The organism is Pseudomonas sp. Irchel s3b5 (assembly GCF_900187435.1).
GTDB lineage: Bacteria > Pseudomonadota > Gammaproteobacteria > Pseudomonadales > Pseudomonadaceae > Aquipseudomonas.
The window spans coordinates 146489-157929 of record NZ_FYDY01000011.1; the positions used below are offsets into that span (position 1 = coordinate 146489).

The following is an 11441-nucleotide window of genomic DNA, read 5'->3' on the forward strand; positions in this document are numbered from 1 at the left end:
CGCTCTGGCTATGGCGGTTTCCACGGATTGGCCGACGACACATTACTGTTCAAGATGTCTCTGAACAGTGGACGAAACGATTCAACAGGGAGTGAATACATGGAACATGCACCTTGCATCAGCCAGATCGCCACGTTGCTGGCTGACCCCAAGCGCAGTGCAATGATGTGGGCCTTGATGGATGGCTCGGCGCGACAAACCGAAGACCTGGCCTTGTTGGCCGGCCTGTCAGCCTCTTCGGCTAGTGCACACCTGGGGCGTTTGTCCGCAGGCGGTCTGTTGAAAGTCGAAATCCGTGGGCGCAAGCGGTTTTTCCGTCTCTCAGCGCCTGAAGTCGGTGCGGCGATCGAAGCATTGGCCAGTGCAACGCTGGCCAGCACCCCGCAGGACATTCCAGAGATTTTCAAACGCCCGGCACCCCTGGCCAAACCTCAGGCGGTGCGTTCGTCACTATTGCGGGCGCGGCTTTGCGATGACCATCTGGGCGGGACGCTGGCTGCCGATCTGTATCAGCGCTTGCTGGATGCCGGGTGGATCGAGCAGTTCGACAAGCGGGTCACGATCACGCTCAAAGGCTCCACCGAGCTGGCGGCACGCAGCGTCTACATTCAGGCATTGGCACATCGCAACGAACGGGCCGCGTGCTCTTGCCCGGACTGGAGCGAAAGACGCCCGCACATGGGCGGGGCATTGGGGGCCGCGTTATTGCAGTTGTTCATGCAGTCCGGTTGGTTGACGCTGCCGAACGATTCGCGAGCGTTGCAGGTCACCGCCACCGGGCAACGTGAAATCCACCATTTTGCCAAACAAACCGAGCTGGAAATGGCGCTCTAGCGGCTGAACATCAAACCAGTGGGAGCGAGCCTGCTCGCGATGAGGGCAGGCTCACTTCTGCATTGGGTATTGCGGTGATGCTTACGGTTTTACCAACCGTGCGTCCAGGCTGTTCTGCGCCAGGCGTTTGGCCTGGTCCTGGGTCATGCCCAGGTGAGTGTGCAGTGCATGGAAATTCTCGGTGACGTAGCCGCCGAAGTACGCCGGATCATCCGAGTTCACGGTCACTTTCACGCCACGTTCGAGCATGTCGAGGATGTTGTGCTGCGACATGTGATCGAACACGCAGAGCTTGGTGTTCGACAACGGGCATACAGTCAGCGGGATCTGCTCGTCGATGATCCGCTGCATCAGACGCTCGTCTTCGATGGCGCGTACGCCATGGTCGATACGCTGGATTTTCAGCAGGTCGAGGGCTTCCCAGATGTACTCGGGCGGGCCTTCTTCGCCAGCGTGGGCAACGGTCAGGAAACCTTCGCCACGGGCCCGATCGAACACGCGCTGGAACTTGCTCGGCGGATGCCCCATTTCGGAGCTGTCCAGGCCGACCGCGACAAACGCATCGCGGAACGGCAGCGCCTGGTCGAGGGTTTTTTCTGCTTGTTCTTCGCTCAGGTGACGCAGGAAGCTCAGGATCAAACCGCTGGTGATGCCCAGTTGCTGCTCGCCATCCTTCAGCGCAGCGGCGATGCCGTTGAGTACCACTTCAAACGGAATACCACGGTCGGTGTGGGTCTGCGGATCGAAGAACGGTTCGGTGTGAATCACGTTCTGTTCTTTGCAGCGCAGCAGATAGGCCCAGGTCAGGTCGTAGAAATCCTGGGAGGTGCGCAGCACGTCGGCACCTCGGTAATAGAGGTCGAGGAACTCTTGCAGGTTGTTGAAGGCGTAGGCCTTGCGCAAGGTGTCGACATCGCTCCACGGCAAGGCGATCTTGTTGCGTTCGGCCAGGGCGAACAGCAACTCGGGCTCCAGCGAGCCTTCCAGATGCAGGTGCAGTTCTGCCTTGGGCAGGGCGTTCAGCCAGTCGTACATGATTCTTTTCTCATCAGGTGCAATGGTCGCCATTCTACAGATGCCAGTCGCAACAATTGGTAAAACCTGACCAGCCGGTTCATTGATCCACGAAAAAAATGTGGGAGCGCGCTTGCTCGCGATAGCGCTGTGTCATACGAAACAAATCGACTGACACGCCGTCATCGCGAGCAAGCTTGCTCCCACATCAGGTTTCGCTGACTTAGACGCCGGCGATCAGTTGCCGTGCTGCCTGGCTGTGATCAGCAATCAAGCCTTTCAGGTCCAGCCCTTCAACCTGGCCATCTATGACTCGCCATTTGCCGCCGACCATCACCCGATCCGCGCGATCCGCACCGCACAGCAGCAATGCCGAGACCGGATCATGACTGCCGGAGAAACGCAGCTCATCCAGCTTGAACAGCGCGAGGTCGGCCTGCTTGCCCACGGCCAGTTCACCGATATCGGTACGTCCCAGCAGACTGGCCGAACCTTTGGTCGCCCAACCCAGTACACGTTCTGGTGTGATCTTCTCGGCGCCGTAACGCAGGCGCTGGATGTACAGCGCCTGACGCGCTTCGAGCATCATGTTCGAGGCATCGTTGGACGCCGAACCGTCCACGCCCAGGCCAAGCAGGGCACCAGCATCGGTCAAGTCAATGCTTGGGCAGATGCCCGACGCCAGGCGCATGTTAGAACTTGGGCAATGGCAGATACCGGTTTTGGCGGCGCCGAGTCGGGCGATTTCGTCCGGGTTGAAGTGGATGCCGTGGGCCAGCCAGGTGCGCGGGCCGAGCCAGCCGACGCTGTCCAGATAATCCACGGTGCGCAGGCCGAAGCGTTGCAGGCAGAAGTCTTCTTCGTCGAGGGTTTCGGCCAGGTGCGTGTGCAGGCGCACGTCGAGCTTGTTCGCCAATTCGGCACTGGCGGACATGATTTCCGGAGTCACCGAAAACGGCGAGCACGGCGCCAGGGCGATCTGGATCTGCGCGCCGTCACCGCGCTCGTGGTATTCGGCGATCAGGCGCTGGCTGTCGTCGAGGATCACCTGACCTTCCTGCACGGTTTGCTGCGGAGGCAGGCCACCGTCTTTTTCGCCGAGGCTCATCGAGCCGCGAGTCAGCATGGCGCGCATGCCCAGTTCGCGAACGCTTTCGACTTGCACGTCAATCGCGTTTTCCAGACCTTCCGGGAACAGGTAATGGTGGTCGGCGGCGGTGGTGCAGCCGGAAAGCAGCAATTCGGCCAAGGCGACTTTGGTGGCGAGGGCGAGTTTTTGCGGGGTCAGGCGTGCCCAGACCGGGTACAGGGTTTTCAGCCACGGGAACAACGGCTGATTGACCACTGGCGCCCAGGCGCGGGTCAGGGTTTGGTAAAAGTGATGATGGGTGTTGATCAGGCCCGGCAGGATCACATGTTCGCGGGCATCGAACACTTCATTGCATGGCGCGGACGGTTGCTGACCGAGGCCAAGCACTTCGACGATCACACCGTCTTGCAGCACCAGACCGCCACGGGCATCGAGCTCGTTGGAGGTGAAAATGGCGAGGGGATTTTTTAACCAGGTACGGGTCGCAGGCATGGTGGCCGGCTCCTCTGAAAGTTGGGTTCAGGGTTGCCAGCTCAGTGTTGTCCTGTCTGCTGATCCAGGGTCGCCGGGGAGGCGAGGTGCGCAGTTTCGATCAAAACGGCTTTGTGGGCAAGTAAATACCCCTGTAGGAGCTGGCTTGCCAGCGATGGCTTATCGGCGACATCGACGTTGATTGACACAACATCGCTGGCAAGCCAGCTCCTACAGGGGGCGGCGGTAGTTACCAGGGAATCGTCTCACCCCGATAATTGATGAAGTGATGCCCACCCTTGGCAACAAACGCATTCACCTGATCAACCAGACCACGGGTACTGGTTTCCACGTCGATATCCGCGCCTTCACCGCCCATATCGGTTTTCACCCAGCCCGGATGCAACGACAGCACGGTGAGCCGGGTGTCACCCAGCTGCGTGACAAAACTGTTGGTCATCGAGTTCAGCGCCGCCTTGCTGGCCTTATACAACGCCAGCTCCGGAGCGTCGGGCATGGTCACGCTGCCCAGCACCGAACTCATGAACGCCAGCACGCCGGTGTCTGGGCGGATCTGCCCGACAAAGCGCTCGGCCAGGTTGATCGGTGCCACGGCATTGGTAAAGAACAGCTGACCGACTTCAGCCATCGTCGCGCCTCCATTCGGCGTCTGAACCTCCGGGCCTTTGACGCCGGCATTGACGAACAGCAAGTCAAACACTTCGCCCGAGAGTTGCTGGCTCAGCGTACGCACGGCTTGCTGATCGTCCAGGTCGAGCTTTTCGATCCGAACCTTGCCCAACGCCTGCAAGGCCTCGGCATTCTGCGGATTGCGCACGGTGGCGGTGACTTGCCAGCCGTCGGCCAGAAGGGTCTTCACCAGACCGAGACCAAGGCCCCGGGAGGCGCCGATGATGAGTGCGGTTTTTGCCGTAGACATGAGTGGCTTCCTTGAAAAGTCAGAGTCGTGGATTCAATGGACACTGTTGCCCGAGTCGCTGCTGCAACTCATCGCGCAACGCGCCGAGTTCGGCCATGCGGGCTTCGATCAGCGTGAGTTTGTCTTGCAGCAGCTGCGTAACGGCCGCGTCCGGATCGGGCGACTGCCAGATTGCCGCGACGCTGTTGCCAATCTCACCGAGGGTAAACCCCAGTCGTTGAGCGGTCTTGATGTAGTGCACCAGTTGCACCATATCGGGAGGATAGTCGCGATACCCATTGGCGCTGCGCTGCGCCGCGATCAACCCGCGCTGCTCGTAGAAACGCAGCGTGTCACGGCTGACGGCGCTGGCTTGGGCTAATTCACCGATACGCATCCTGACGTCTCATGAAAGGGGGTTGACCCTGGAGCATACTCCAGGCTTTAGCCTTGTTGCTCCCTGATTTGGTGGAGCAATGTCGATGTGGACTACAACGCAATATCGTCGGTTGGTGCAAGGCAGCGCGTGGTACGACCTGATCGTGACGGCCGCGTTTGTCACGCCGTGGAGTTTCGCGGCGTTGCATGGGCTTTTGCTGGGGATAAGTCAGACGCTGAGTCTGCCCGGCGAGCTGCCACCGTTCGAGCCTGTGCATATGTTGATGGCGAATCTGTTGGGGTCGATTGTCTGCGTGTGGGCGGTGCTGCGGATTCGTGATCCGCAACCGGTGTTTGGGCGATATGACGCGGTGGCCAGATTTCTGTTTTCGGCATGGCAGGCTTATGCCCTGGCCCATGGCGCGAGTTCAATGCTGGTGGTTTTCTTGATCTTTGAGATGGCGTGGGGTGTAGCTCAGGTGTTGCCGGTGCGGTCGATAGACGGCCAGCACCGCTTGAGGGCAGGGACATTGACCAGGCCCCGAATTTGAACATCGGTTTTTGGTTAAAAAACGATCAATTGAATGCACGCCATACTGTGCGTGGCGCCCGGGCGGCCATGAACGGGTTATCCACAGGTTCCTCCACAGTATTTGTGCGCAAGCCCGAAGGTCGGGCATAAGCACTGTGTGGCTTTCTTCTAAAGGTGATAAACCGCTGTAACTATTTGTTTTTACGTATTTTTGGTGTTCGCGATGGTCAACTGGACGAAAATTGAGCAAAGCCCGCAAAGCCGCATGACAGAAGGGTTACAGCCATATGTGCTCAGGTTATCCACAGCCGGGTGCACAGTAGATGTGGGCAAATGTGAAAGAGCTGAAAAAATCGCTGCGCCCCAAAAGATTGCAGCCCTAACGCTGTAACAGAATCCGCCCACGACTCAAGTCGGCAAGCTGGGATTGCAAGGTATTGATCTGCGCTTCACCTACCGCCAACTGCAGCTCCACGCCATTGGCGGTGAAGGTTTCTTCCACAACCAGGCCACCCGATTCTGCCACCCGAAGTTTCACCAAGGGCAACTCGGAAAACCCGCAAGCACAACTCAGAGGCACCCGACTGATCAGCTCCACTTTCGGCGCCGCTTGCAGGCATTTGTTGGCGCCGCCGCCGTAGGCCCGGGCCAGGCCACCGGTGCCCAGTTGAATGCCGCCATACCAGCGAATCACCAACACCACGACCTGATCGCAATCCTGCGCTTCAATCGCCGCCAGAATGGGTCTGCCCGCAGTGCCGCCAGGCTCGCCATCATCGGTACTGCGATACTGATCGCCGAGTTTCCACGCCCAGCAGTTGTGCGTGGCATTCAAGTCGCTGTGCTGTTCAATGAACGCCTGGGCTTCGGCCGGGCTGGAGATCGGCGCGGCGAAAGTGATGAAACGGCTTTTGCGAATCTCTTCGCGGTGTTCGCAAAAACCGCTGAGGGTAAAAGGCATAAGTACTTAAATGGCAGGTGTCAGGCCGCAGCCCTTGAGAATGATACGGATCAGGTTGTTGCCGGCGTCTTCCATGTCTTGCCTGGTTAACCTGGCGCGTCCCGTGACTCGGCAAATCTGCGTGGAGAAATCGGCGTAATGCTGGGTGCTGCCCCACAGCAGGAAAATCAAGTGTACCGGATCGACCGGGTCCATCTTGCCAGCGTCGATCCAGCTCTGAAATACACCTGCACGGCCCTGGAACCAGGCGCGGTAATCCTGGTTGAAATATTCAGTCAGGCATTCCCCGCCACTGATGACCTCCATCGCGAAAATCCGCGAAGCTTGCGGTTGGCGACGGGAAAACTCCATCTTCGCGCGGATGTATCGGGTCAAGGCTTCGGCCGGATCATCCTCTGCCGTCAACGTATTGAAGGTGCTGTCCCATAGTTCGAGGATATTGCTCAGCACCGCCACGTACAAACCGAGTTTGTTGGTGAAGTAATAATGCAGGTTCGCCTTGGGCAACCCGGCATTCTGGGCGATGGTGTTCATGCTCGTGCCTTTGAACCCGTGACGGGCGAACTCGCCTTCGGCGGCTTTGATGATGGTCTCTTCGTTCTTCTGACGAATGCGGCCGGCGGGTTTGTCGCCGTGGGCTGGGACTTCAAAGGTCATGGGCACTTCCGAATGGGTGGGTGGGTGCAATCTGTGTTGATAGCGCGGCCACAGCCTTCAGACAAGCCTCTGTGCGGCTGAAACATCATTAACGGGTCGCGGCCAGACTTTCCAGAAAACTCTCCAGTACCAAGTGTGGACGACGGCCCTTGCGAGTGACCGAGGCGAGGCTGAGGTCATAGAACCGCGCATCGGGTTTCAATGCACGCAGGCGGCCTTGTTGCACCCAAAGGCTCGCGTAATGATCGGGCAGATAACCGATGTAACGTCCGGTCAGGATCAGAAACGCCATGCCTTCGCGGTCCGACGCGCTGGCGGTGCAGTTGAGTGCCTGGTAATGGGCCTGGATGTCCGCCGGCAATCGGAAGGTCGGCGCAATGGCGTCCTGGCTGTTCAGGCGCGTGTCATCCAGTTGCTTGTCATCGACATAAAACAACGGATGACCGACCGCGCAGTACAGCAACGAGCGTTCGCTATAAAGCGGCTGGTACTCCAACCCCGACAGCGCACTCGCCTGCGGTACCACGCCAACATGCAGGCGTCCGTCGAGTACACCTTGTTCGACTTCGTTGGGCGCGATCATGCGGATCTGGATCTGCACATCCGGACCACGTTCTTTCAATTGTGCGAGCGCATGGGTGATGCGCATGTGGGGCAGGGTGACCAGGTTGTCAGTCAGGCCGATGGTCAACTCACCGCGCAAATGTTGGTGCAGGCCGTTGACCTCGGTGCGGAAACTTTCCAGTGCACTCAACAGTTGCAACGCCGATTGATAGACCTCCCGACCTTCCTCGGTCAGGGAGAAACCGGCCCGCCCGCGCTGGCATAGACGCAAACCAAGGCGCTGCTCCAGATCGCTCATTTGCTGGCTGATGGCTGAGCGACCGATACCGAGTACGGTTTCCGCTGCGGAGAAGCCGCCGCATTCGACCACACTGCGAAAGATCCGCAGCAAGCGAATATCAAAGTCGCTGACTTGCGCCAGTGGATCGGGACGGCGGCTGGACATAGTTTAGTAGACGCCTGACTGAAGGTTACAAAAGTTGGATTTCACAGACTTTATCTCCATGGCAATTTAGCTGCAACAACGGTTTTTAATCCTTACGCCGCTTATCGCCTTGCGAGGTTTCGCTCATGAACTTGCCCGAAAACGCTTCGACTTCTCTGGCTAGCCAGCTCAAGCTCGATGCTCACTGGATGCCTTATACCGCCAACCGTAACTTCCAGCGCGACCCGCGCTTGATCGTCGGTGCGCAAGGCAGCTGGTTGATCGACGACAAGGGGCGCAAGGTTTATGACTCGCTGTCCGGTCTGTGGACCTGCGGCGCCGGCCACACCCGCAAGGAAATCCAGGAAGCGGTTGCCAAGCAACTGGGCACTCTCGATTACTCCCCAGGCTTCCAGTACGGTCATCCGCTGTCGTTCCAGCTGGCTGAGAAAATCACCGACCTGACGCCGGGCAACCTGAACCACGTGTTCTTCACCGACTCGGGTTCCGAGTGCGCCGATACCGCCGTGAAGATGGTGCGTGCTTACTGGCGCCTGAAAGGTCAGTCGACCAAGACCAAAATGATCGGCCGTGCCCGTGGCTACCACGGTGTGAACATCGCCGGTACGAGCCTCGGCGGCGTGAACGGCAACCGCAAGCTGTTCGGTCAGGCGATGATGGATGTCGACCACTTGCCGCACACTTTGCTGGCAAGCAACGCGTACTCCCGTGGCATGCCGGAGCAGGGTGGTATCGCCCTGGCCGACGAACTGCTGAAGCTGATCGAACTGCACGATGCGTCGAACATCGCCGCCGTGTTCGTTGAGCCGCTGGCCGGCTCCGCTGGCGTACTGGTTCCGCCACAGGGTTACCTCAAGCGTCTGCGCGAGATCTGCGATCAGCACAGCATCCTGTTGGTGTTCGACGAAGTGATCACCGGTTTCGGCCGTACCGGCAACATGTTCGGTGCCGACACCTTTGGCGTGACTCCGGACCTGATGTGCATCGCCAAGCAAGTCACCAACGGCGCGATCCCGATGGGCGCGGTGATTGCCAGCTCCGAGATTTACCAGACCTTCATGAACCAGGCGACGCCTGAGTACGCAGTGGAATTCCCTCACGGTTACACCTACTCCGCACACCCGGTGGCTTGCGCCGCGGGCCTGGCAGCACTCGACCTGCTGCAGAAGGAAAACCTGGTGCAGAGCGTGGCCGAAGTCGCACCGCATTTCGAAAATGCGCTGCATGGCCTGAAGGGCACCAAGAACATCATCGACATCCGCAACTTCGGCCTGGCTGGCGCGATCCAGATCGCTGCGCGTGACGGCGACGCGATCGTGCGTCCGTTCGAAGCCGGCATGGCGCTGTGGAAAGCCGGGTTCTACGTTCGCTTCGGTGGCGACACCCTGCAGTTCGGCCCAACCTTCAACAGCAAGCCGCAGGACCTGGATCGTCTGTTCGACGCGGTCGGCGAAGTGCTGAGCAAGATCGACTGATTTCTCCTTCTATATACCTATAAACAACGGGTGCCCGGTAACGGGTGCCTGTGGACAACTTTTCAGGAGCTTCCATGAGCGTTATTCCGCATTTGATCAATGGCGAACTGGTGACCGAGAACGGTCGCACGGTCGATGTGTTCAACCCGTCTACCGGCCAGGCGATTCACAAGTTGCCACTGGCGACCCGCGAAACCATCCAGAGCGCCATCGATGCTGCCAAGGCTGCATTCCCGGCCTGGCGCAACACGCCGCCGGCCAAACGTGCCCAAGTGATGTTCCGCTTCAAGCAATTGCTGGAGCAGAACGAAGCGCGCATCTCGCAATTGATCAGCGAAGAGCACGGCAAGACCCTGGAAGATGCTGCCGGTGAATTGAAGCGCGGCATCGAGAACGTCGAGTTCGCTTGTGCGGCACCGGAAATTCTCAAGGGCGAGTACAGCCGTAACGTCGGCCCGAACATTGATGCCTGGTCGGACTTCCAGCCACTGGGCGTAGTGGCCGGTATCACGCCGTTCAACTTCCCGGCCATGGTGCCACTGTGGATGTACCCGCTGGCCATCGTCTGCGGCAACTGCTTCATCCTCAAGCCGTCCGAGCGCGATCCAAGTTCGACGCTGCTGATTGCACAGCTTCTGCTGGAAGCCGGTTTGCCGAAAGGCGTGATGAGCGTGGTGCACGGTGACAAGACTGCGGTGGACGCGTTGATCGAAGCGCCGGAAGTCAAAGCGCTGAGCTTTGTTGGCTCGACGCCGATTGCCGAATACATCTATTCCGAAGGCACCAAGCGCGGCAAGCGCGTCCAGGCACTGGGCGGGGCAAAGAACCACGCGGTATTGATGCCGGATGCAGATCTGGACAACGCCGTCAGCGCACTGATGGGCGCGGCTTACGGTTCTTGCGGCGAGCGTTGCATGGCAATCTCGGTAGCCGTGTGCGTGGGCGATCAAGTGGCTGATGCGCTGGTGGCCAAACTGGTTCCTCAGATCAAGGCACTGAAAATCGGTGCCGGTACCAACTGCGGTCTGGACATGGGTCCATTGGTGACTGGCCAGGCGCGCGACAAAGTCAGCGGTTATGTAGAAGACGGCGTAGCTGCCGGCGCGACACTGGTTGTAGATGGTCGTGGTCTGACCGTGGCAGGTCATGAGGAAGGTTTCTTCCTGGGTGGCTGCCTGTTCGACAACGTCACACCGGAAATGCGCATCTATAAAGAAGAGATCTTCGGACCAGTCCTGTGCGTCGTTCGGGTCAACAGCCTGGAAGAAGCCATGCAGCTGATCAACGATCACGAATACGGCAACGGCACTTGCATCTTCACCCGTGACGGCGAAGCAGCGCGTTTGTTCTGCGACGAGATCGAAGTCGGCATGGTCGGCGTCAACGTACCGTTGCCAGTGCCAGTGGCCTATCACAGCTTTGGCGGTTGGAAGCGTTCGCTGTTCGGCGACTTGCATGCCTACGGCCCGGATGGCGTACGTTTCTACACTCGCCGCAAGGCTATTACCCAGCGCTGGCCGCAGCGTGCGAGCCACGAAGCGTCGCAGTTCGCCTTCCCTAGTTTGTAAGTAGAAGGGGATGAAGGCCGGCCCTGGTGGCCGGCCTTCGCGTTTGCGGGGCTTTTTGACTTATATGACAGTTTTATGAAAATAGCGGTTGACGGCAGATCTCAGGTGTCTATAATTCGCCCCACTTCCGGCGCAGTCGAAACGGAAAACTCCTTGGTAAACAAAGAGTTACGCGGTTTTCGGCAGCGGGTTGCTTCAGTTCATCGAAGCCAAAAGGAAGTTGAAAAAGAGGTGTTGACAACAGTGAGTAACGCTGTAGAATTCGCCTCCCGCTGATGAGAGATCTGAAGCGCAAGTGGTTGAAGTTGTTAAGGAAGTCCTTGAAAGCTTCTGAAAATAACCACTTGACAGCAAATGAGGCTGCTGTAGAATGCGCGCCTCGGTTGAGACGAAAGATCTTAACCAACCGCTCTTTAACAACTGAATCAAGCAATTCGTGTGGGTGCTTGTGGAGTCAGACTGCTAGTCAACAGATTATCAGCATCACAAGTTACTCCGCGAGAAATCAAAGATGTAACCAACGATTGCTGAGC

Annotated in this window: 11 protein-coding genes; 4 read left to right on the top strand and 7 right to left on the bottom strand. The window is 58.6% G+C overall.

From position 1 onward, the window contains the following. Positions 1-99: 99 nt before the first annotated feature. The gene (locus tag CKW15_RS14735; protein WP_095152331.1) at positions 100-834 is read left to right on the top strand and encodes a helix-turn-helix transcriptional regulator; all 735 of its coding nucleotides are present in this window, start codon (positions 100-102) and stop codon (positions 832-834) included. Between the two features lie 81 nt (positions 835-915). On the opposite strand, the gene CKW15_RS14740 is transcribed toward CKW15_RS14735, so the two are convergent. The 4 genes from CKW15_RS14740 to CKW15_RS14755 all read right to left on the bottom strand — a co-directional run bounded on the left by CKW15_RS14740 (position 916) and on the right by CKW15_RS14755 (position 4725). Then, positions 916-1869: an adenosine deaminase gene (locus CKW15_RS14740; RefSeq protein WP_095061453.1), complete on the bottom strand. Its 954-nt coding sequence runs from the start codon at positions 1867-1869 to the stop codon at positions 916-918. Positions 1870-2071: 202 nt separating this feature from the next. After that, on the bottom strand, positions 2072-3430 hold the full coding sequence (locus tag CKW15_RS14745) for an 8-oxoguanine deaminase (RefSeq protein WP_095152332.1): 1359 nt from the start codon (positions 3428-3430) through the stop codon (positions 2072-2074). A gap of 229 nt (positions 3431-3659) precedes the next feature. Next, the gene (locus tag CKW15_RS14750) at positions 3660-4349 is read right to left on the bottom strand and encodes an SDR family oxidoreductase (RefSeq protein ID WP_095152333.1); all 690 of its coding nucleotides are present in this window, start codon (positions 4347-4349) and stop codon (positions 3660-3662) included. Positions 4350-4368: 19 nt separating this feature from the next. Then, positions 4369-4725, bottom strand: a complete 357-nt coding sequence (locus CKW15_RS14755) for a MerR family transcriptional regulator (RefSeq protein ID WP_095061459.1) — start codon at positions 4723-4725, stop codon at positions 4369-4371. Positions 4726-4810: 85 nt separating this feature from the next. Between CKW15_RS14755 and CKW15_RS14760 the strand changes: the two genes are divergently transcribed. Beyond that, positions 4811-5257 (top strand): hypothetical protein, encoded by a 447-nt coding sequence (locus tag CKW15_RS14760; RefSeq protein ID WP_095152334.1) that lies wholly within the window; start codon positions 4811-4813, stop codon positions 5255-5257. A 360-nt stretch (positions 5258-5617) separates the two neighbouring features. On the opposite strand, the gene CKW15_RS14765 is transcribed toward CKW15_RS14760, so the two are convergent. From CKW15_RS14765 to CKW15_RS14775, 3 genes are all read right to left on the bottom strand, one after another. Then, a complete protein-coding gene (locus tag CKW15_RS14765) occupies positions 5618-6199 on the bottom strand; it encodes a YigZ family protein (RefSeq protein WP_095152335.1) in 582 nt (193 codons plus the stop codon). Between the two features lie 6 nt (positions 6200-6205). Further along, the gene (locus CKW15_RS14770) at positions 6206-6856 is read right to left on the bottom strand and encodes a TetR/AcrR family transcriptional regulator (RefSeq protein ID WP_095152336.1); all 651 of its coding nucleotides are present in this window, start codon (positions 6854-6856) and stop codon (positions 6206-6208) included. A gap of 88 nt (positions 6857-6944) precedes the next feature. Continuing rightward, positions 6945-7865, bottom strand: a complete 921-nt coding sequence (locus tag CKW15_RS14775) for a LysR family transcriptional regulator (RefSeq protein ID WP_095061467.1) — start codon at positions 7863-7865, stop codon at positions 6945-6947. A gap of 125 nt (positions 7866-7990) precedes the next feature. On the opposite strand from CKW15_RS14775, the gene CKW15_RS14780 reads away from it, so the two are divergent. Both CKW15_RS14780 and CKW15_RS14785 read left to right on the top strand, forming a co-directional pair. Then, positions 7991-9340 (top strand): aspartate aminotransferase family protein, encoded by a 1350-nt coding sequence (locus CKW15_RS14780; protein ID WP_095061469.1) that lies wholly within the window; start codon positions 7991-7993, stop codon positions 9338-9340. A 74-nt stretch (positions 9341-9414) separates the two neighbouring features. Continuing rightward, the gene (locus tag CKW15_RS14785; RefSeq protein ID WP_095061471.1) at positions 9415-10908 is read left to right on the top strand and encodes a CoA-acylating methylmalonate-semialdehyde dehydrogenase; all 1494 of its coding nucleotides are present in this window, start codon (positions 9415-9417) and stop codon (positions 10906-10908) included. Positions 10909-11441: the final 533 nt, after the last annotated feature.

What these genes read in the sequence shown, in the direction of transcription:
- CKW15_RS14735 (WP_095152331.1), top strand. Translation starts at nt 100, where the DNA reads ATGGAACATGCACCTTGCATCAGCCAGATCGCCACGTTGCTGGCTGAC.
- CKW15_RS14760 (WP_095152334.1), top strand. Translation starts at nt 4,811, where the DNA reads ATGTGGACTACAACGCAATATCGTCGGTTGGTGCAAGGCAGCGCGTGG.
- CKW15_RS14750 (WP_095152333.1), bottom strand. Translation starts at nt 4,349, where the DNA reads ATGTCTACGGCAAAAACCGCACTCATCATCGGCGCCTCCCGGGGCCTT.
- CKW15_RS14775 (WP_095061467.1), bottom strand. Translation starts at nt 7,865, where the DNA reads ATGTCCAGCCGCCGTCCCGATCCACTGGCGCAAGTCAGCGACTTTGAT.
- CKW15_RS14770 (WP_095152336.1), bottom strand. Translation starts at nt 6,856, where the DNA reads ATGACCTTTGAAGTCCCAGCCCACGGCGACAAACCCGCCGGCCGCATT.
- CKW15_RS14740 (WP_095061453.1), bottom strand. Translation starts at nt 1,869, where the DNA reads ATGTACGACTGGCTGAACGCCCTGCCCAAGGCAGAACTGCACCTGCAT.
- CKW15_RS14745 (WP_095152332.1), bottom strand. Translation starts at nt 3,430, where the DNA reads ATGCCTGCGACCCGTACCTGGTTAAAAAATCCCCTCGCCATTTTCACC.
- CKW15_RS14765 (WP_095152335.1), bottom strand. Translation starts at nt 6,199, where the DNA reads ATGCCTTTTACCCTCAGCGGTTTTTGCGAACACCGCGAAGAGATTCGC.
- CKW15_RS14755 (WP_095061459.1), bottom strand. Translation starts at nt 4,725, where the DNA reads ATGCGTATCGGTGAATTAGCCCAAGCCAGCGCCGTCAGCCGTGACACG.
- CKW15_RS14780 (WP_095061469.1), top strand. Translation starts at nt 7,991, where the DNA reads ATGAACTTGCCCGAAAACGCTTCGACTTCTCTGGCTAGCCAGCTCAAG.
- CKW15_RS14785 (WP_095061471.1), top strand. Translation starts at nt 9,415, where the DNA reads ATGAGCGTTATTCCGCATTTGATCAATGGCGAACTGGTGACCGAGAAC.